The sequence below is a fragment of the Pseudomonas sp. Marseille-Q7302 genome (assembly GCF_965111925.1).
Genome location: NZ_CBCOPK010000001.1, coordinates 2,013,733 through 2,033,363, shown reverse-complemented (window position 1 = coordinate 2,033,363; position 19,631 = coordinate 2,013,733). Strand labels below are relative to the sequence as shown.

18 protein-coding genes and 1 pseudogene are annotated in these 19,631 nt (G+C 64.9%); 11 read left to right on the top strand and 8 right to left on the bottom strand.

Annotated features, from left to right (window positions below; translation table 11 throughout):
• Nucleotides 1-71 precede the first annotated feature (71 nt).
• Genes ACWPW1_RS09525 through ACWPW1_RS09515 form a run of 3 tightly spaced genes read left to right on the top strand, consistent with a single transcriptional unit; the run spans nucleotide 72 to nucleotide 3,012 of the window.
• Nucleotides 72-896, top strand: a complete 825-nt coding sequence (locus ACWPW1_RS09525) for a heterodisulfide reductase-related iron-sulfur binding cluster (protein WP_434776328.1) — start codon at nucleotides 72-74, stop codon at nucleotides 894-896.
• On the top strand, nucleotides 893-2,347 hold the full coding sequence (locus tag ACWPW1_RS09520; protein ID WP_434776327.1) for a LutB/LldF family L-lactate oxidation iron-sulfur protein: 1,455 nt from the start codon (nucleotides 893-895) through the stop codon (nucleotides 2,345-2,347). Before ACWPW1_RS09525 ends, ACWPW1_RS09520 begins: the two co-directional genes overlap by 4 nt.
• On the top strand, nucleotides 2,344-3,012 hold the full coding sequence (locus ACWPW1_RS09515; protein ID WP_434776326.1) for an LUD domain-containing protein: 669 nt from the start codon (nucleotides 2,344-2,346) through the stop codon (nucleotides 3,010-3,012). The genes ACWPW1_RS09520 and ACWPW1_RS09515 overlap by 4 nt, the downstream gene beginning before the upstream one ends.
• A 180-nt stretch (nucleotides 3,013-3,192) precedes the next feature.
• On the opposite strand, the gene ACWPW1_RS09510 is transcribed toward ACWPW1_RS09515, so the two are convergent.
• The 3 genes from ACWPW1_RS09510 to ACWPW1_RS09500 form a co-directional block, all read right to left on the bottom strand.
• Nucleotides 3,193-3,663 (bottom strand): MEKHLA domain-containing protein, encoded by a 471-nt coding sequence (locus ACWPW1_RS09510; RefSeq protein WP_434776325.1) that lies wholly within the window; start codon nucleotides 3,661-3,663, stop codon nucleotides 3,193-3,195.
• A 105-nt stretch (nucleotides 3,664-3,768) separates the two neighbouring features.
• Nucleotides 3,769-4,890, bottom strand: a complete 1,122-nt coding sequence (locus ACWPW1_RS09505) for a YncE family protein (RefSeq protein WP_059314456.1) — start codon at nucleotides 4,888-4,890, stop codon at nucleotides 3,769-3,771.
• Nucleotides 4,891-5,004: 114 nt separating this feature from the next.
• Nucleotides 5,005-5,997 (bottom strand): MBL fold metallo-hydrolase, encoded by a 993-nt coding sequence (locus ACWPW1_RS09500; protein ID WP_454252862.1) that lies wholly within the window; start codon nucleotides 5,995-5,997, stop codon nucleotides 5,005-5,007.
• Between the two features lie 186 nt (nucleotides 5,998-6,183).
• On the opposite strand from ACWPW1_RS09500, the gene ACWPW1_RS09495 reads away from it, so the two are divergent.
• Entirely contained in the window at nucleotides 6,184-7,428 is a 1,245-nt protein-coding gene (locus ACWPW1_RS09495; protein ID WP_454252861.1) for an acyl-CoA dehydrogenase family protein, read from the top strand.
• Between the two features lie 58 nt (nucleotides 7,429-7,486).
• On the opposite strand, the gene ACWPW1_RS09490 is transcribed toward ACWPW1_RS09495, so the two are convergent.
• Both ACWPW1_RS09490 and ACWPW1_RS09485 read right to left on the bottom strand, forming a co-directional pair.
• The gene (locus ACWPW1_RS09490; RefSeq protein WP_423815135.1) at nucleotides 7,487-7,897 is read right to left on the bottom strand and encodes a methyl-accepting chemotaxis protein; all 411 of its coding nucleotides are present in this window, start codon (nucleotides 7,895-7,897) and stop codon (nucleotides 7,487-7,489) included.
• Nucleotides 7,898-8,026: 129 nt separating this feature from the next.
• Nucleotides 8,027-8,713: pseudogene (locus tag ACWPW1_RS09485) on the bottom strand (PAS domain-containing protein); the annotation flags it as partial.
• Between the two features lie 299 nt (nucleotides 8,714-9,012).
• Here ACWPW1_RS09485 and ACWPW1_RS09480 point away from each other — a divergent pair.
• The 4 genes from ACWPW1_RS09480 to ACWPW1_RS09465 all read left to right on the top strand — a co-directional run bounded on the left by ACWPW1_RS09480 (nucleotide 9,013) and on the right by ACWPW1_RS09465 (nucleotide 12,613).
• Nucleotides 9,013-10,179, top strand: coding sequence for an acyl-CoA dehydrogenase family protein (locus ACWPW1_RS09480; protein WP_454252860.1), 1,167 nt, complete (start codon nucleotides 9,013-9,015; stop codon nucleotides 10,177-10,179).
• A 10-nt stretch (nucleotides 10,180-10,189) separates the two neighbouring features.
• The gene (locus ACWPW1_RS09475; protein WP_454252859.1) at nucleotides 10,190-11,275 is read left to right on the top strand and encodes a sigma-54 interaction domain-containing protein; all 1,086 of its coding nucleotides are present in this window, start codon (nucleotides 10,190-10,192) and stop codon (nucleotides 11,273-11,275) included.
• 76 nt (nucleotides 11,276-11,351) lie between these two features.
• On the top strand, nucleotides 11,352-12,212 hold the full coding sequence (locus ACWPW1_RS09470; protein WP_434776321.1) for a pirin family protein: 861 nt from the start codon (nucleotides 11,352-11,354) through the stop codon (nucleotides 12,210-12,212).
• A gap of 59 nt (nucleotides 12,213-12,271) precedes the next feature.
• The gene (locus ACWPW1_RS09465; RefSeq protein ID WP_454252858.1) at nucleotides 12,272-12,613 is read left to right on the top strand and encodes an FKBP-type peptidyl-prolyl cis-trans isomerase; all 342 of its coding nucleotides are present in this window, start codon (nucleotides 12,272-12,274) and stop codon (nucleotides 12,611-12,613) included.
• 23 nt (nucleotides 12,614-12,636) lie between these two features.
• Here the strand turns inward: ACWPW1_RS09465 and ACWPW1_RS09460 are convergent, their stop codons facing one another.
• Nucleotides 12,637-12,825 (bottom strand): hypothetical protein, encoded by a 189-nt coding sequence (locus ACWPW1_RS09460; protein WP_059314448.1) that lies wholly within the window; start codon nucleotides 12,823-12,825, stop codon nucleotides 12,637-12,639.
• Between the two features lie 227 nt (nucleotides 12,826-13,052).
• On the bottom strand, nucleotides 13,053-15,737 hold the full coding sequence (locus ACWPW1_RS09455; RefSeq protein WP_454252857.1) for a glycoside hydrolase family 5 protein: 2,685 nt from the start codon (nucleotides 15,735-15,737) through the stop codon (nucleotides 13,053-13,055).
• Between the two features lie 448 nt (nucleotides 15,738-16,185).
• Between ACWPW1_RS09455 and xth the strand changes: the two genes are divergently transcribed.
• Nucleotides 16,186-16,974: an exodeoxyribonuclease III gene (gene xth, locus ACWPW1_RS09450; RefSeq protein WP_454252856.1), complete on the top strand. Its 789-nt coding sequence runs from the start codon at nucleotides 16,186-16,188 to the stop codon at nucleotides 16,972-16,974.
• Between the two features lie 6 nt (nucleotides 16,975-16,980).
• Here the strand turns inward: xth and ACWPW1_RS09445 are convergent, their stop codons facing one another.
• Nucleotides 16,981-17,373, bottom strand: a complete 393-nt coding sequence (locus ACWPW1_RS09445; RefSeq protein ID WP_434776317.1) for a hypothetical protein — start codon at nucleotides 17,371-17,373, stop codon at nucleotides 16,981-16,983.
• Nucleotides 17,374-17,666: 293 nt separating this feature from the next.
• Between ACWPW1_RS09445 and ACWPW1_RS09440 the strand changes: the two genes are divergently transcribed.
• The gene (locus tag ACWPW1_RS09440; RefSeq protein ID WP_434776316.1) at nucleotides 17,667-18,491 is read left to right on the top strand and encodes a sigma 54-interacting transcriptional regulator; all 825 of its coding nucleotides are present in this window, start codon (nucleotides 17,667-17,669) and stop codon (nucleotides 18,489-18,491) included.
• Between the two features lie 250 nt (nucleotides 18,492-18,741).
• On the top strand, nucleotides 18,742-19,626 hold the full coding sequence (gene rfbD / locus ACWPW1_RS09435; protein ID WP_313649562.1) for a dTDP-4-dehydrorhamnose reductase: 885 nt from the start codon (nucleotides 18,742-18,744) through the stop codon (nucleotides 19,624-19,626).
• Nucleotides 19,627-19,631 lie beyond the last annotated feature (5 nt).

Below are 19,631 nucleotides of genomic sequence, written 5' to 3'. Positions count from 1 at the left end.
CGTGCGTTTCCCGGCGGCGGCTCAGTTCGCCGCCGGTCTTCTCCCAACCGGGCCAACCCGGAGTACGCCTGATGAACGAGCTCTTCCACAACGCCGCCCCCAACGCCACCCGCACCGCGCCGCCGCTGGCGCCCCCGCGGACCTATCCGCGCGACAAGCCAAGCCAGGTCTATCTGTTCGGCACCTGCGTGGTAGATCTCTTCTATCCTGAAGCCGGCATGGACAGCATCCGCCTGCTGGAGCGCGAGGGCATCCGCGTCAATTTCCCCCAGGCGCAAAGCTGCTGCGGCCAGCCGGCCTACACCTCGGGCTACACCGAGGAAGCGCGTGCCGTGGCCCGTGCCCAGCTGGCGCTGTTCGCCGAACCCTGGCCCGTGGTGGTGCCCTCCGGCTCCTGCGCCGGCATGCTGCGCCATCACTATGCCGAGCTGTTCGCCGACGATCCCGAGACCTTGCGCCAGGTACAGGATCTGGCCGAGCGCACCTATGAACTGGCGGAATTCCTGCTCAACGTCTGCCAGGTCGACTACCAGGATCGCGGCGCCCCGACGAAGGTCGCCCTGCACACCTCCTGTAGCGCCCGCCGCGAGATGCAGACCCACCTGCACGGCCGCGCCCTGCTCGGCCAACTACAGGCCGTCGAGCGCGTCGACCATGACCATGAAAGCGAATGCTGCGGCTTTGGCGGCACCTTCTCGGTACGCATGCCGGACATCTCCGGTGCCATGGTGGCGGACAAGACCCGCGCCCTGCAGGACAGCGGCGCGGCCCAGGTACTCACCGCCGATTGCGGTTGCCTTATGAACATCAACGGCGCCCTGGAAAAACAGCGCGCCGCCCTGCGCGGCGAACACCTGGCGAGCTTTCTCTGGCGCCGCATCGGAGGTGAAGCATGAACGAGATGCTCAAGATTCCCCTGACCGACGTCAGTGAGGCGCCACCCTTCAAGACTCGCGCGCGCCAGGCGCTGGGCGACGACCAGTTGAGGCGCAACTTCCGCACCGCCATGGATTCGCTGATGACCAAGCGCCTGGCCAGCATGAGCGATGCCGACGAGCGTGAGCGATTGCGCGAACTGGGCAACCGCATCCGCGCCCGGGCGCTGTCCAAGCTGCCCGACCTGCTGGAGCGGCTGGAAGCCAACCTCAGGCGCAATGGCGTCCAGGTGCACTGGGCCGAGACCACCGCCGAGGCCAACGACATCGTCCAGCAGATCGCCGAGCGCCATGAGGCGCGGCTGCTGATCAAGGGCAAGTCCATGGTCAGCGAGGAGATGGACATGAACCACGTCCTCGGCGCCCAAGGCATCGATTGCCTGGAGTCGGACATGGGCGAGTACATCATCCAGCTCGCCGGGGAGAAGCCTTCGCACATCATCATGCCGGCCATCCACCTCAATCGGCAGCAGGTGGGCACCCTCTTTCACGAACACCTGGCCGAGCCCTACACCACCGACGTCGACGAACTGATCCAGACCGGCCGACGCGTGCTGCGGCAGAAATTCTTCGAGGCCGACATCGGCATCTCCGGCGTCAACTTCGCCGTGGCCGAGACCGGCACCCTGCTGCTGGTGGAAAACGAAGGCAACGGACGGATGTCGACCACGGTGCCGCCGGTGCACATCGCCGTGACCGGCATCGAGAAGGTGGTAGAGAATCTGCGCGACGTGGTGCCCTTGCTGTCGCTGCTGACCCGCTCGGCGCTGGGCCAGCCCATCACCACCTACGTCAACATGATCTCCGGACCGCGCAAGGCCGAGGAACTGGATGGGCCGCGCGAGGTGCACCTGGTGCTGCTCGACAACGGCCGCAGCCAGGCCTTCGCCGACAGCGAACTGCGCCAGACCCTCAACTGCATCCGCTGCGGCGCCTGCATGAACCACTGCCCGGTCTATACCCGCATCGGTGGCCACGCCTATGGTGAGGTCTATCCGGGCCCCATCGGCGCCATCATCACCCCGCACCTGGTGGGCCTGGAGCAGGCGCCCGATCATCCCAGCGCCTCGTCCCTGTGCGGTGCCTGTGGCGAGGTCTGTCCGGTGAAGATCCCGATTCCGGCGATCTTGCGGCGACTGCGGGAAGAGAACGTCAAGGCGCCCGAAGCAGAACCGCATCTCCTACGCGGCCAGGGCAGCAAGTTTTCCGCCCGCGAGCGGTGGACCTGGCATGCCTGGCAGAACCTCTTTACCTCGCCGCTGCTCTATCGCGGCTTCAGCTATCTGGCCACCCGTTTCGGCCGCTTCACCCCAGGCCAACTCGGGCCCTGGACGGAGCACCACAGCGCGCCCAAGCCGGCGACCCGTTCGCTCCACGAACTGGCCCGCGAACACCTGGAGAAACGCCCATGAGCGCCCGCGACAACATCCTCGCCAAATTGCGCGGCAGCCTCCAGGGCACGCAGCCGCTGGCCGACAACTTCGACGAAGCCCTGGTCACCGAGCCCTGGCGCTATCCGCCTGAGGAACGCATCGCCCGCCTGCGCACCCTGATGGAGACGGTGCACACCGAAACCCACCTGACCACCACGGCGGACTGGCCAGCGCTGGTCGAACGCGCCCTCGCCGAGCGTGGGCTGGAGCAGTTGCTGATCGCTCCCGACACGCCCCACGGCGCCCGCTTGGCCGAGCGCTGGCAGGCGGAGGGGCAGCCCCGCTGGAAGGCCTATGACCGGCCGGTGGAGGAATGGAAGGCCGAACTGTTCAACGACACCCCGGCCAGCCTTACCGGTACCCTCGGCGCCCTGGCCTCCACCGGCAGCCTGGTGCTCTGGCCGGATCGCCAGGAGCCACGCCTGATGAGCCTGGTCCCACCGCTGCACATCGCCCTGCTCAGGGCCAGCACGGTGGTCGACAACTTCTACGAGCTGCAGCAACAGCACCACTGGCAGGACGGCATGCCGACCAACGCCCTGCTGATCTCAGGCCCATCCAAGACCGCCGACATCGAGCAGGTGCTGGCCTATGGCGCCCATGGACCCAAGGACTTGGTGGTGCTGATCATCGAGGACGAGTGAGGCGTCCGACCGGGGTGACGCCCTCACCCCAGCCCTCTCCCCCAGGGAGAGGGGGTGCCTTCGTGAGTCGGGATAGCCTGGCATCTCCCGCGCCAGGGCATACGTAGGGTGGACAACGGCGCAGCCTTGTCCACGAATGAGCAGCTCATCCGAGCACAGCGAAGCCCAACACTCCCTGCCTCAATCCACCTGCCCGATCCGCTGCGGGTCCGGCCAGAAAAGCGCCGCCTGACCCAACCGTATACCTTCGGCATCGACCAGGTTCCACACCACGCCGGCATGGATCTGGAAGGCCTCCCCCGCCTTGTCTACCCGCCAGCCTTCGTAGCCGCTGGCATAACCCTGGCGTCCCACCGCCTCCATCAGTCGCTGACGCTCGTCCCTATCCTTGGGCGAGGCGCTGAAGCGCGAGGGCATGCCGATGAATTCGTCGCGAGGATAGCCAAAGCAGCGCAGGGCCTGTTGGTTGACGTAACAGAACAACGGATCGCTTTCGCTGCCGTGGGCCAGCAGGGCATAGGGAGCTCGCTCATGCCGCCAGGCGAAAACGTCAGCCTCGGGCAGCCCGGCGGGACGGGGGAGTGGCTGGCCGAGCCAGTGGCGGTAGGAGGCTTCCAGTAACGGAAGCAGGCTGAGATCGGTAGCTGACAAACCGGTAGCTCCTCAGGAATGGAAGCCCCATTCAAGAGCAAGCCGGCGGGCTTGGGAAGCCCAGGGCCACCGTGGCAGGACGCCACGGCAGCTCGCAGGCGCGGTTTACTTCACCGCGGAGAGGTCGATGCGCACCACGCTCTCCGGCGCGGTGTTCATGTATTCCTTGTCGAAGGGCGTCTTCACCGTCGCATACAGGGTCTGGCCGTCCGGGCTCACCAGCAGGCTGTTGGGATTGGGCTTGAGGTCGTAGGCCTTCTTCTCGGCGTAGGTAGTGGCGTCCAGGATCAGCAGCCGACCGGTCTCGCGCTGGGTGATGTACAGCTCGTTACGGGTGGTATTGAGCTTGATCGCCAGGGCGTCGCCCACGGGCAGGCGCTTGATCACCTTGCCGGTGCGGATGTCGAAGACCAGTACGGTCTTGGCTTCGGAGTTGTCGGTGACGAACAGCTGGTGGTTCGCCCGGTCCTCGGCCAGGTTCAGCAGCAGGTACTTGCCACCGTCGCCCGGGGTCCAGCGGTGCTCGATCTTGCGGGTGCGCGGATTGATCACCAGTACTTCACCGCTGCCGTTGGCGGCGTAGAGGCGCCCGGTGTCTTCGGAGTACAGCAGGCCGGTCACCCACTTGCCGGCGTTGGGAATGCGCGCCTTGAGGGTCAGGGTCTTGGCGTCCACCACCCAGATCACACCCGGATCACCGACGCCACCGACATACAGCATGCCGTCATGCAGGATGACCTGGCGCGGATTGACCGGATGGCCATCGCGGCCCATCTCGTTGAACTTCAGCCGCTTTTCCACCTTGCCGGTGCGCAAATCGATGCGACTGAGGCCGCCGTCCAGGGAGTTGGTGACGAACAGCGTCTCGCCACTGGCATCGGTGGTCAGGGCGAAGTTCTTCAAATCGGTGTGGATCTGGCCGGTGACGGCCAAGGTGGTCGGATCGAGCTGATAGATCACCCCGCCGGTGACGCCCTTGGTCAGTTGGGCGGTCGCGGCATAGACCGACTGCTTGGCCGGGCTGTAGGCCAGCTCATAGACGCCATAACCGAGCTCGATGCGCTTGAGTTCGGCAGGCGCCTGGGGCGCGGCCGGTTGCGCGGCGACGGGAGCCGGCGCGGGTGGCGGTGGCGTCGGTGCCTCCTGGCGGTTGGAGCAGGCAGCCACTGCCAGGGACAGTAGCGCCATGGCGCCCAGCGTCGAAACCTTGTTGAAAGACACCGCCATTTGCTTCTCCTAGGAACGAAATGCGAAGGATCGGGCTGATCCTGAAATGATAAACGTTCGCACTATGCCCAAGGAGAACAGGTCAGACAAGACCGAAACGTATCCACCTCTAACCTAGGAGTGACCAGCGCACACTCTCGTACTGCTCTGCTCCAGGGCTTTCAGCCGCCCCTGACGATCCAGGCGAAAGCGAGAGAAATCCTCGGCGAGGTGCAAGTCACCGCCATAATGCGCGGCAGCCTCCCGGCGCAGCTCCTCGATTGAGGGCGAACGTCCCGAATCGGCCTGATAGCGCGGACTGAAATGGGTAAGCAGCAACGCCGGCAACCCCTGCGCCTCGGCGAACCGGGCGATTCCGGCAGCACTGCTGTGACCCCAGCTCTGGCCGGTCTTGTCGATCTGCGCCTGGGCGTAAGTGGCTTCATGGACCAGCACCTGAGCGCCTTGGCAGGCCTCCGTCAGCAAGGCGGGATCGTCGTTGTCCCCCGCCACCACCAATCGTCGTTCCCCATGGGCTGCCTGCAGGTAGTCGGCGCTGCGCAGCAGTCGCCCCTCGTGCAGCACGTCCTCTCCCGCATGTAGCCGCCCCCACAGCGGACCGCGCGGCACCTGGGCGGCCGCCAGAGCCGCCGGATCGAGTCGCTGCGGCCGACGGGCCTCGCAGAAGCGAAAGGCGTGACTGGGCACGCGGTGGGAGAGCGCGACGGCGTCGATATCCCAGGCACCCAGGGAGACGCCGGCAAAGCCTTCCAGCGCATGGAGCTGCAACTCGAAAGGCAGGTGCAGGGCGGTCAGCGCCTGGGTGGCAGCGAGCCAGTCATGGACCGCCTGGGGTGCGATCAGCACCAGTGGCTGACTGCGTCCGGTCATGGCGGCGCTGGCCAGGAGTCCCGGCAGGCCATAGCAGTGGTCGCCGTGGACATGGGTGATGCAGATGGCACGCAGATCCGCGGCCGACAGCGGGGTGCGCAGGAGCTGATGCTGGGTGGCCTCGCCGCAGTCGACGAGGAACCAGCCCTTGCCCTGGTCCTCGATCAGGGCAAGGGCCGAGACATTGCGCCGACGCGTAGGCACCCCGGCCGAGGTACCGAGAAAGAGAAGATCCATGGAGGCTCCGCGCAAAAGGCCAGTCTAGCGCGCCGGACGCCACTGTCGCCTGGCCAACAGCGATCGGTCAGCGCTGCTGGGACCAGGTCAGCTGACAAGGCGCGAGCCCCTCTGAAATGGGCTTTTGCACGCTGGCAAAGGTCTTGCAAAGGCCCTGGCGTCGACTCCCACTCGCCGAGGACCATCATGAATCTGCCCGCTCGCCACCTGCCGTCGCCCCACGCCGAGGCTCCGGACTACGAACAACTGGCGGCCCGCTTCCGCCCCCTCTTCGCCCGTATCGCCGAAGGCGCCCTGAAGCGAGAGCGCACTCGCACCCTGCCCTATGCGCCTATCGCCTGGCTCAAGGAGGCCGGCTTCGGCGCAGTGCGGGTGCCGCGGGAATTCGGTGGCGGCGGCGCCAGCCTGCCGCAGCTGGTGCGCCTGCTGATCGAGCTGGCGGCCGCCGACAGCAATCTGCCCCAGGCCCTGCGTGGCCACTTCGCCTTTGTCGAGGATCGCCTCAACGCCCATGCCAGCGCCTCCCAGCAGGTCTGGTTCGAGCGTTTCGTCGCCGGAGATCTGGTGGGCAATGCCTGGACCGAGATCGGCACGGTCAAGCTCGGCGAGGTCATCACCCGGGTCAGCCAGAGAGACGGTGAATGGCGCCTCAACGGCACCAAGTACTACAGCACCGGCAGCCTGTTCGCCGACTGGATCGACGTCTATGCCCAACGCGACGACACCGGTGGCGACGTCATAGCCGCCATCCGCACCGACCAGCCGGGCGTGCGCCAGTCCGACGACTGGGACGGCTTTGGCCAGCGCACTACCGCCAGTGGCACCTCGGTGTTCGAAGAGGTACTGGTGGAGCCGGGCAACCTCATCGATTTCAACACCCGCTTCACCTACCAGACCGCTTTCTACCAGCTGGTGCTGCTCGCCGTGATCACCGGCAGCGGGCAGGCCGCCGTGCGCGACTTTGCCCAGGAGGTCAAGGCACGTACCCGGGTCTACAGCCACGGCAACGCCAGCGCGGCGAGCGCCGACCCCCAGGTGCAGCAGGTGGTGGGCAAGGCCTCGGCCTTCGTCTACGCGGCTGAAGCCGCGACCCTGCAGGCGGCCGCCGCGGCCCAGGCGGCCTTCGCAGCGCGCTACGCCGAGGATGCCGCCGCGGAACATGAGGCCAATGTGGCGGCGGAGCTGGCGTCCGCCCAGGCGCAGTCCGCGGTGGCCGACCTGGTGCTGCGCGCTACCAGCGATCTGTTCAATGCCCTGGGTGCCTCGGCCACCAGCACCACCAAGGGGCTCGATCGCCACTGGCGCAATGCCCGCACGGCTGCCTCCCACAATCCGCTGATCTACAAGGAACGCATCGTCGGCGCCTGGGAGATCGAGGGTCACGAACCGCCCTTCGTCTGGCAGATCGGCGGCGGCAGCAAGCAAGTCTGACGCAAGATGCAAAACGGCAACCCTGGGGTTGCCGTTTCTTCATGAGGCGCGCGAGGGATCAGGTCGACAGCTGCCGGGCGAAGCGCCCCACGGCTCCGACCACGCGCTGGGCGCCGTCCTGGATCTCCACGATCACCTGCCCGGCCTGCCCGGCCAGCTCCAGCCCCTGCTCGGCCTGACGTCGCCCGTTTTCGATCACCGTCACCGCCTGGCTCGCCAGCTGCTGATTCTGCTGCACCACGCCGACGATTTCCTCGGTCGCCTTGCTGGTCCGCGAGGCCAATTGCCTGACCTCGTCGGCCACCACGGCAAAACCGCGCCCCTGCTCGCCCGCCCGTGCGGCCTCGATGGCGGCATTGAGCGCCAGCAGGTTGGTCTGCTCGGCGATGCCGCTGATGGTCTTGATGATGGTGCCGATCACCTGGGACTGATTGTCCAAGGCCTCGATACCCGTGACCGCCTCCTGCATCTGGCTGGCCAGGGCGCGCATCACGTCAACCGTCTGCTGCGCCACCACCGCGCCCTTGCGGGCGGTGTCGTCGGTATGCTGGGAGGTTTCGAAGGCTACGCTGGCCGCCTCGGACACCGCCTGCTCCTGATGGACCTGGTCGGTGATGACGGTGGCGAACTTGACCACCTTGTACAGCCGGTCATGGGCATCGATCACCGGGTTGTAGGAGGCCTCCAGCCAGACATCGCGACCCTGGGCATCCAGTCGCTTGAAGCGATCGACGATGAATTCGCCACGCCGCAGGCGCGCCCAGAATTGCTGGTACGCCTCGGAACTGGCTTCGGCCGGTTCGCAGAACAGGCGGTGATGCTTGCCCTTGATCTGCGCGAGGGAATAGCCCGTGGCCTGCAGGAAACGGTCGTTGGCATCAAGCACCTCGCCGTCGAGGTTGAACTCGATGACCGCCGTGGAACGGCGCAGGGCCTTGAGCAGGCTCTCATGCTCGCGGGAGGTCTCGATGGTGCGCGTCAGGTTATTGCAGAACAGCCGAAAACGCGTGACCTGACCCTGGCTGTCATGGAAGGGATGCAGGATGCCGCGCAGCCAGGCTTCACGTCCGTCGCCGCGCAGCAGGTGCAGGGCGCCGCTGTAGGGCTCACCGCGACTCAGGCACTGCTGCAGCCGACGGCTGTACTCCTGGTTTTTGACGTGCGCCGGGATGAGATCCACCAGGGAACGTCCCAGGAGCTCCGCCGCACGCAGGTCCATTTCCTTTTCGAAGTTGGCGTTCACGGAGGTGATGCAACCCCTGCCGTCCAGCTCCAGGCCTATCATCTCCACATCGAGTTCGGCCTTGAGCCGCTTGAAGGAATCCACCTGCTCGCGGAGACGCTGCAGTTCTTGTTTTAGTCCTTTGTTGAACATGACACGCCCCACCCGGGAGATTGAGTTAGCGCTATATCGACAGGTACTGGCCAGGTCTTGAGTCCGATAACCGCGCTTGAAACCGGGCGGTCAAAATGGAAGATGGATGGGACCAGACCATTACCTAATAACAAAAAAATATTTCAGATCAGGGCTATCCCGGCTTTACGTTCTAACTCGTGCCGACCATCTCTATGCCCGGGCCCACCATGTCCTACTCGCTGCTAGAACCCCTTAACCCATTGTTGACCGACTTCGCCGCCACGGCGGCGGAGCGTGATCGTCAGGGCGGAACCCCCAAGGCCGAGCGGGACGCCCTGCGTCGCAGCGGCCTGCTCGCCTTGAGCATTCCAACGGACCTCGATGGCCTGGGCGCCTCCTGGGACGAGACGCTGGAAGCGGTACGCCGGCTCGCCCGGGTCGACAGCTCCCTGGCCCATGTCTTTGGCTTCCATCATCTGCTGCTGGCCACCGCCCAGCTGTTCGGCCAGCCTGAGCAGTGGCGGCCCTGGCTGGAGCGCACCGCGCGCGACGCCCTGTTCTGGGGTAACGCCCTCAATCCGCTGGATCGCCGCACCCTGGCCCGCCGGAGCGGCGACGCCTGGCAGGTGGATGGCCAGAAGAGCTTTTGCAGCGGCGCCCTGGACTCCGATCTGCTGCTGTTGTCGGCGTTGGAAAACGATGACTGCGGCCGTCTGCTGATCGCCGTGGTGCCCAGCGGACGCGCTGGTATCCAGCTGTTCGACGATTGGGACAACAACGGTCAGCGGCAGACCGACAGCGGCAGCGCGCGCTTCGACGGCGTTCGCGTCGAACAACAGGAATGGCTGCTCGACCCCGGCCCCCTGAGCACCCCCTTCGCCTGCCTGCGCCCGCTGCTGGCCCAGCTGATCTTCGCCAACATCTTTCTCGGCCTGGCCGAAGGCGCCTTCAACGAGGCGCGCCGCTACACCACCACCCAGGCGCGTCCCTGGTTCAAGTCCCCGGCTGCCAGTGCCAGCGAAGACCCCTACATCCTGCGCCACTACGGAGAGTTCTGGGTCGCCCTGGAAAGCAGCCGCCTGCTGGTGGAGCGAGCCAATGGCGCCTTCGCTCAGGCCTGGCACCAGGGGACGGCCCTCACCGCAGAGGCTAGAGGTGAACTGGCCATCGCCATCGCCACGGCCAAGGTGGCGGCCAGTCGCCACGGCCTCGATCTCGCCAGCCGGCTGTTCGAGGTCGGCGGCGCCCGGGCCACCGCGGGCGCCCTGCGGCTGGACCGTTACTGGCGCAACCTGCGCACCCAGACCCTGCACGATCCGGTCGATTACAAACTTCACGAACTGGGCGACTGGGCCCTCAACGATGCCTTGCCCAGCCCCAGCTTCTATTCCTGAGGAGCCCGCGATGACGCTGCTGACCCTGACGCGCACGCCTGAGGTCCCCCGCTACCGGGCGACGGCCCAGGTCTTCGCCGATCCCCGTTCTCGAGAGTTGCTCGCCCACCTGGAAAAGATCGCCCCCAGCGACGCCAGCGTGCTGGTGATCGGCGAGACCGGCACCGGCAAGGAGCTGATCGCGCGCCATATCCATGCCCTCAGCCATCGCCATGCCGGCCCCTTCGTCGCAGTGAACTGCGGCGCCTTCGCCGAAAGCCTGGTCGAGGCGGAACTGTTCGGCCATGAAAAGGGCGCCTTCACCGGCGCTCTGACCGCACGCGCCGGCTGGTTCGAGGAGGCCAACGGTGGCACCCTGTTTCTCGACGAGATCGGCGATCTGCCCCTGTCGGTACAGGTCAAGCTGCTCCGGGTCCTGCAGGAGCGCGAGGTGGTCCGCCTGGGCTCCCGCCGCAGCGTCGCCCTGGACGTGCGCATCATCGCCGCGACCAACGTCCCGCTGGAGCGGGCAGTGACTGAAGGGGCCTTTCGTGAAGACCTCTGGTATCGCCTCAATGTGGTCAGCCTGCCGTTGCTGCCCCTACGCCAGCGGCAGGGCGATATCCTGCCGCTGGCCCGGCATTTCCTGCACGCCTACGCCCAGGCCTCGGTTTCCCTCACGCCCGCGGCGGAGCGACGCCTGCTGGAGCACCCCTGGCCCGGCAACATCCGCGAGCTGGAAAATACCCTGCAGCATGCGCTGCTGCTCAAGCCGCAAGGCCTGATCGATGCCGCGGACCTGGTCTTCGTCCAGCGTCCCAGCCTCGCTATGCCGGCGTCCCGGCCACGCGAGCCGGCGCCGGTCGATACCCTGCTGACCGAGGCCTTCGCCCAGCTCTTCGAGGAACAGCCGGAAGCCTTGCACGAGCGCGTCGAAGACGCCCTAGTGCGGGCCGCTTATCGCTTCTGCCATCGCAACCAGGTGCATACCGCGCGCTTGCTGGGCTTGAGTCGCAACGTCACCCGCGCCCATCTGATCCGCATCGGCGAGCTAGTGGTCAATCACCGGCGGCCGGCAGCGTCTCGTCCGGAACGGGAGGTCCGCTTCTCCATCTGAGCGGCAGCCGGCCGGTGCGGGGTACCCGGTCGGCGAGGGGCCCTTTACACTGACCTTTTGCTCCTGCGAGGCCCCCATGACCGCCCGTACCCTGCTCCACCGCCATCCCGCCCGGCGCGATGACATCGGCGAGCTCCAGACCCGCAGGCCGTTACCAGGCCCCGGACTGGCCCACCTGGACCCCTTCCTCTTCCTCAACCACCACGGCCCCCAGGTCTATCCGCCGCACAACGCCGGCCTGCCCTTCGGTCCCCACCCCCATCGCGGGTTCGAGACGGTGACCTTCATCCTCGCCGGCGCCCTCGCCCACCGCGACAGCGGCGGCCATGAGAGTGTCATCGAGGCCGGAGGCATCCAGTGGATGACCGCAGGCAGCGGCCTGGTCCATGCGGAGCTGTCACCCGCCGCCTTCAAGCGTGACGGCGGCGACCTGGAGATCCTGCAACTGTGGGTCAACCTCCCCGCCCGCCTGAAGTTCACGCCGCCCGCCTACCACGGCATCTCCGCCGCGGACATGCCGCTGATCGAAGCCGATGAGGGTCGGGTGCGCATCCAGCTGGCGTCCGGCAGCCACCAGGATGTTCAAGGCGCGGTACCGACCCTGACGTCCATCACCCTGATGACGGTCGAGATCGCACCTGGCGGCCAGGTATCCCTGCCCGCCCCCGCGGGCGCGACGGTGTTCTGCTATGGCGTTCGTGGCACCCTGCAGATCGCCGGACGCGATGAAGCGCCCTGGCACCTGTTCGAATTCGCCGACGACGGCGACCATATCGACATCGCCAGCCGCGAAGGCGCCGTCCTGCTCTATGGCCATGCCGCCCCCTTCGCCGAACCCATCGTCGCCCATGGGCCCTTCGTCATGAACACCGCCGATGAGATCCGCCAGGCGATCCGCGACTACCAGGCAGGGCTGTTCGGCGATGTGCCGGACTAAGGCGGGTCGCCCAACCTGAGCAACAGGCTAGACTGCGCCTTTTCAGCAGGAGCGCGACGATGAGCGACGAGGTACGAATCGAGGACCTGGTGGTGGGCGACGGCAAGGCCGTGGTCAAGGGTGCCCTGATCACCACCCATTACGAGGGCTGGTTGGACGATGGCACCCTGTTCGATTCGTCCCGCGCCAAGGGTCGGCCCTTCCCGTGCGTCATCGGCACGGGGCGCGTGATCAAGGGCTGGGACGTGGGGCTGATGGGCATGCGGGTGGGGGGCAAGCGGCGCCTGGAAGTGCCCGCGGCCCTCGCCTATGGCGAACGCCAGGTTGGCGCGCTGATCAAGCCCCACGCCAACCTGAGGTTCGAAATCGAATTACTGGAAGTCCTGACGCGGGACGAGTGAGGACTGGCCGACCGGTAGCGCCTTCAGTTTGGCGCCTTGGTGTTATTACGCACCAGTTCGAGTTGGGCTTCGAGCACACTCAGGCGCGCGAATTTGTGGGTGTAGATGACGAATTGCTCCTGGAAGCTCTGCCGGCTTCGTGCGAGGTCCTGTCGATGGCTGCGGATCTGCTCTTCGAGATTCTGCAACCGCTCCTGGGTAGTTTGAGTCATGGCACCTACTCCTTGTGCTTGTGGTGTCGATTTCGACTCTACCCGCGCCGCGACAAGTCGAGCTAGAGCCGTTCGTCGTCCCCCCAAGCACTGTTCCAGAGCCATTTTACCGCGCACGGGAACGCTTCCAGCGCGCGGAACCCTTGTCTTTTCGCCTATCGGTCAGCCAAGAAAAAAGCGATGAACCCCAGAGGATTTCATCGCCTTCGCGCTGAGCGAAATCCGCCTCAGCGGGGCCCTACCGCCGTACAGCTGTTGCTGGCGTCGACGTACTTCTTCAGCGTCGGCCACTGCGGTCGCTCCACCCCGTTCACCGGCTCGACCGCCAGTGCGGACGTGCCCCAGCCCGGTCCGGCGGCCCAGTAGGTCAGCGGCATGCAGTTCTGCTGCAGGTAGGCGAGCAGGTTGTCGGTCGCCGTCAACCAGCGGCTGTCGCCGGAAGGGACGCCAAATTCGGCGATCATGCCCCGCTTGCCGTTGCGCTTGAGCCATTCGACGAAGGGTTTGACGCGATTGACCCCTACCTGCGGATCGAAGCCGTTCATGTTCTGCGCCGCATAGCTACCGCTGCCGTCCTGGTCCAGGTAGACGTTGGCCGCATAGATCAGGTTGTTCGCCGGATCCTTGAGACCCAGCAAGGCGTTGCTGACCGCCGGCCAGTTGGCCGCGCTGCCCCAGGCATTGCCCTGCACGATCACCGGATGGGTACGGTCCATGGTACGCACACCGTCGATACCGGATTGCGCGGTGACCGGCCAGCTGCTGTCGGCGCCGTTGGGCTTGCCCATGATGTCGTAGCCATAGAGCGCCGCATGGTTGCCCCACTGGTAGGCCAGCCGGTACATCAGATCCCAGTAGTTGAAGTTGGTAACGCTGCCGGTGCCGATCAGGGTGCCCTTGTAGCGCCCCCCGTTATCCAGCGCCAGGATCACCTTCATGTTGTATTTCTTGGCCAGCTCCAGCACCTGGGTGACCTGCTGGGTGTAAGCCCCTTCCAGACTGCCGAAGAAGCGCGTCTGCAACCGCTCCCAGATCACCGGGAAGCGAATCAGCCGCACGCCCTTGGCGCTCCACTGCTGGAAATGCGCCTCGCCCGGCATGATGTAGCTGACGTTGAGCACCCCCGGCAGCGTCTGGGGCGCGAAGGCGGCGCCGGAGAAATTCAGCCCGACCAGATTGAGCTTGGCGGTATTCAATGCCGTGCCAGCCGACGCCACGGGCGTCGACGAGGCCCCCGTCGGCGCCGGGGTGGAACCGGTCGCCCCGGTGCTGCCGGTTCCGGTCACGGGCTTGGTCTCGACCGTCGGCACCGTCACGACCGACGCCGCATTGCCTGAGCTGCTGCCCGCGCTGGAGGTGCCCGTGCTGCCAGTCGAGCCCGTGGTGGTGCCCGGTACCGTGGCCGGCGTGCCGGAGGTGGTGGTCCCGGTGCGCAGCGTCTTGGGATAGCCATAGGCGTTGCCATCGAGCTGCGGGCTCTCGATGAAGACGCTCATGTTGCTGCCGACGACCTGGGCATAGGTCACCTTGTAGCTCTTGCCATCGGCCGGCGTTATCTGGGCGCCTACCTTGAAGGCCCCCACGTTCGCGGCCGACGCGGGAATGGAAAAACCCGCCGACTTGCGATACACGCCATGCAGCCAATCTTCGTTGGTGAAGTCGTTGATCGAGGTGGTGACCTCAGTAGTGGTCGAGCCACCGGTATTGCCGGTACTACCATTGCCTGCGGAAGTGCCCGGCCCCGTAGTCCCGCCATTGGTGGAGCCGGTAGGAGCGCCACCGCTGCCACCGCTGCCACCGCTGCCACCGCTCGAGCTACCCGTGGTGCCTGAGCCGCTCGCCGGCGTACTGCCTGCGCCGCTGGCGATGGGGCCGATGGCGGAGCAGCTACTGTCATCGAGGTATTTGCGCAGGGTCGGCCACTGCGGCCGGTCGGCGCCATTGATCGGCTCCACCGACAGGAAGTAGTTGCCCCAACCCGGGCCGGCCGCCCAGTAGGTCGAAGGAATGCAGTTCTGCTTGAGATAGGCCAGCATCCGGTCCATCAGCGGCAGCCAGCGCGGATCGTTATCCGGCACGCCGAACTCCCCGATCATGCCCTTCTTTTTGTTCTTCTTGAGCCACTCGACGAAGGGCCGCACGCGCTCCACGCCGTAGTCCTGGCTCAACTTGCCGACATCGATTCCGGTGTAGTTGCCGCCGGCGCTTTCGTCGAAATAGGAATGTGCCTGGAAGATCAGGTTGTCGGACGGATCCTTGAGCGCCAGCAGGGAGTCGTTCCACAGCGGCCAGCGGGTCGCCTCCGACCAGCCGTTGCCCTCGATCATGATGGGTTTGGTCTTGTCGACCGCGCGCACGCCGTTGATACCGTATTGGGCAGCGATCGGCCACTGGGCCATGGAGTCGTGCGGCTCGTTCATGATGTCGTAGGCATAGAGCGCAGGCTGACTGCTCCAGCGCTGGGCGATACGGGTCATGATCTCCTGGTAGCGGTCATAGGGCACTGCCGTGCTGCCGATCACCGAGCCGCGATAGAAGGTGTAGTTGTGCAGATCGAGGATGATCCGCATGCCGTACTTCTGCGCATTGGCAAAGGTCTGGTCCACCAGCGCGGCATAGGTCGGATCCAGCGGACCGCCCAGCACCGGCTGCAGTCGCTCCCAGATGATCGGGAAACGAATCAGTTTGATCCCCTTGGCGCTCCACTGCTTGAAGTAGGCCTCCACGGGAAAGATGTAGTTCGTACCGTTCACACCCGGCAGCACCTGACCGGCGAAACCGGCACCGGATAGATTCAGACCGACCAGGCTGACCTGCTCGGCCTTGGCACCGGTAGCCAGGGCAAGCGCAGCGACGAAAGGCAGCACCTTGGCGGTCCTGCGGGAAAACTTCAGGAAGGATGGATTCATCATCACCAACTGCTAAATCGACGGGTGAACGCGCTCCCTGAACACGGGCCGATATGAAGTGAGAGAAGAGTCGTGCGGATGGGGTTTCCGCACGACATTGCCTCCAGGCAGCTAGCTCTATACAAGCAGCATGCCAACTCCATTACCCTGCAACTATGGCCATTACTTAGCCATCATATAGATATAATTTAGGTAACTGATTTTTATAGATTTTTCTAATTAACTGATCATTTTTCCGGAGAACTTCGCCGGTCAGAATTCGTTCACTGACTACAAATCAGCTACGCGATGTCAAATTTCTCTTCATAGCAATCGAGCAATGGCCAAAAAGTTCCCGAAGGTGCCAAAAAAAGTAAGTCACAAAATAATGCGAACTTAATCACAAAGAGGCGCAAGAGGAACTGCCGACACCAGGCCTTGGTCATGGCTATAACCTTTCAAGGAACGTCCCATGACCGCCCTCACCCTCGCGACCTACAACGTCAATGGCATTCGGGCCCGGCTTCCCATTCTGTTGCAGTGGCTGGAGCGGGAGCAGCCGGACATCGTCTGCCTGCAGGAGCTGAAGGCGAAAGCCGTAGACTTCCCCGAGGCTGAGCTGGAGGGCGCCGGCTACGGCGCCCTCTGGGATGGGCAGCCCTCCTGGAATGGCGTGGCCATCCTGGCGCGTGACGATCAGCCCCTGGAGATTCGGCGGGGCCTGCCCGGGATGGAGGACGATTCCCAACGTCGTTACCTGGAAGCGGCGGTAAAAGGCGTAATCGTCGCCAGCCTCTATCTGCCCAACGGTAATCCCTGGCCCGGCCCCAAGTTCGATTACAAGCTGGCCTGGTTCGACCGCTTCATTGATCATGCCCAGGGCCTGATCGAAAGCGGGCATCCGGTGGTGTTGGCGGGTGACTACAATGTGGTTCCGACCGATCGGGACATTTACGATCCCAAGTCCTGGCGCAAGGACGCCCTGTTGCAACCCGAAAGCCGTGCCTGCTTCGAGCGTCTGCTCGCCCAGGGCTGGCTGGACGCGCTACGCGCCTGCCACCCCGATGAAGCCATCTACACCTACTGGGACTATTTCCGCCAACGCTGGCAACGCAATGCCGGCCTGCGCATCGACCACCTGCTGCTGAGCCCCGGGCTGCGTTCTGAACTTCAGGAAGCGGGCGTCCACCGCTGGGTGCGCGATCTGGAAAAGACCAGTGACCACGCCCCGACCTGGATTCGCTTCAAGGGGTCTGCCTGAGGACACTCAGGCATCGCGCAACAGGTCGTTGGCATTGAGTAGCCCGTAAAGGATTTCAGGGTGCTGCGCCAGGCCCCGACGGATGGCCGCGGGTATCGACTGGTGGAGTTTGCGACACAGCCCCGGTCGTGGCTGCAGCTCGATCAGCATGCCTCTGGCACTGCGCACCTCTCCCGATCCCGGCCGGATCTCCAGGCGGATGCCCAACTGCTCCTGCAAGCGCTGCTGCAAACGCTGCAACTCGGACACGCTGGCGATATTCTCCAGGCGGCCCAGCAGCCGCTGCTCTTCCTGGCGATTGAGCAGCAGGGCCCGAGCGTCACCTTGAGGATCAGCCAGCACGGCTTCGCGATCACAGGTACAGACACCAGGCGGACAAGGCGCACGCAGGGAAGGCATCGATCGGCAGTTCCTCTTCTTCAAGGGCGGTAGAACCAGTCCCGCCGGCCTACCCTAGCGATGTCGGCATCGGACGTGCAACTCGTGACACCCCGATATACCGCGCCGCTGTCCAGGTACCCCGCCTATCGGCTTACCTGACATCGACTTGGAAACTCTAATTCCTGAACATCAAAAGGCTGCCCTGGCCTTTTCGCTAGATAACCAAAAAACCTAAGCGAATAGCTAAAACGTATTTTTAGCTATAAATCTCAGTCGATAGCATAGCGATTTGATTGCTTACCGATGTCGCCATGCCTATTGCCTCACCCGAACTCCTGATCGTCCCAACCGATCAGCACAGCGCGCTCACCATCCGCGCCAAGGCCCTGGCCTTCGCCGATCCGCGCTCCCGGCAACTGCTCGAACGGCTGGACCAACTCGCCCCTTTGCCAGAGCCCGTGGTGTTGTCCGGCGAATGGGGCACCGGTCGTGAGTTACTGGCGCGCCGCCTGCACGAACGCAGTGGGCGAACCGGCCTCTTCAGCAGCCTGAATTGCGCCGCGCTCAGCAGGCGCCATGGCGCTGCCGAATTGTTCGGCTATGTCCCCCGGGCCTATGCCGGTACCTCCGGCAGCCGCGTGGGCTGGTTCGGCACAGCAAACGACGGCAGTCTTTATCTCGATGAAATTGCCGATCTGCCAGCTGAGTTGCAGGAGGCGCTGGTCGAGGTTCTGCAGGAAGGCAGCATCCTGCGCGTGGGCAGCACTCAACGGACTCCGATAGCGGTGCGCCTGATCGCCGGCTCCAGCGTGGAGCTGGCCGAGGCGGTCGTGGCGGGCCACTTCAATCCGCACCTCTGGCAGCTGCTCGCACCCGGCCTGGTTCCGGTGCCCGCCCTGCGGGAGCGGCCGGCGGATCTGCTACCCCTCGCTCGGCATTTTCTGAAGCAGCATGCCGAGCGCCTGGGTCGCGAACCCCCGGTGCTGACAGCCCAGGACGAAGCGGCGCTGCTGGCCTACGCCTGGCCGGGAAACATCCGCGAACTTGAACAGGTTCTCCATACCGCCCTGCTGACCGCCTCGACGTCGGGTCTCCAGCTTGGCAAGCTGCTGCCATCGTCCCTGGGTTCGCACTGAACTCCGCCGACAGACGGCAGTCCTAGCCGCGTACTTCCTCATCGAGTCTTACCATGACCGCTACGTCCCTTCAGTCGATGCCCACTCCGCCATAGCCAGCGGCCGCCATCTTTCCCCGGAAAGATGACCGGAAAACCAGATTTGTCGCCAAAGGCGGCAGGTTTCGTTTCGTGCGGGAAAAGCCTGAGGCTTTTCAGGAATCGATCTATAGGACGTATGCCTTCAGCCGAAGGCATCCAGGCATGGTTTCATGAATATTGTAATCACTGGCCGTTCCGGCCAAGTTTCGCGCGCCCTCCAGCGTGAGTTCGGTAGCACCCATCAGTTGACCGTCCTGGGCCAAGCGGATCTGGACCTCGCTCAGACCGCCACGCTACGTAAAGCCTTCGACGGCTTGGCACCCGACCTCATCCTCAATGCCGCGGCCTACACCGCCGTGGATCAAGCCGAAGAGGAAGCCGAGCGCGCCGAGGCGATCAATGTGAGAGCCCCGCAGATTCTGGCGGAACTGGCGAAGGACAGAGGCATCCCCTTTGTTCACTACTCGTCCGACTATGTCTTCGACGGTACGCGTCGGCGTCCCTATACGGAAGATTGCGCCCCTGCCCCCCTGAGCGTTTATGGGCGCTCCAAGCTGGCGGGCGAGCAGGCTGTGCTGGCGGCGGGTGGTCGTGCCCTGGTCCTGCGCACCTCCTGGGTCTATTCCCATGATGGTCAGTGCTTTTTCAACACCATGCGCCGCCTGCTGGCGGAGCGGGATGAGCTGCATGTGGTGGAGGACCAACAGGGTGCCCCGACCTGGGCGCCAACGATAGCCACAGCCACGCGCCAGCTGGTCGAGCGGCTGCTCGAACGAGGCGATGTGGGCGGCCTCTATCACCTTACCAATGCAGGGCAAACCTCCTGGTACGGTTTTGCCGCGGCCATCGCCGAGCGCTTGGAGCAGCGTGGCGAATTGCGTGCCCGCCTCTATCCCACTACCACCGAGCACTACCCTACCCCGGCAACCCGCCCGCTCTATTCGCGGCTGGACTGCAGCAAGGTCGCGGCGGTATTGCCCACTGCCCTGCCGGATTGGCAGGCGGACTTTGATCGCTGCTGGAGCCTGTTCGAGCGCGACGAAGCCACGCGCTGAGCCGG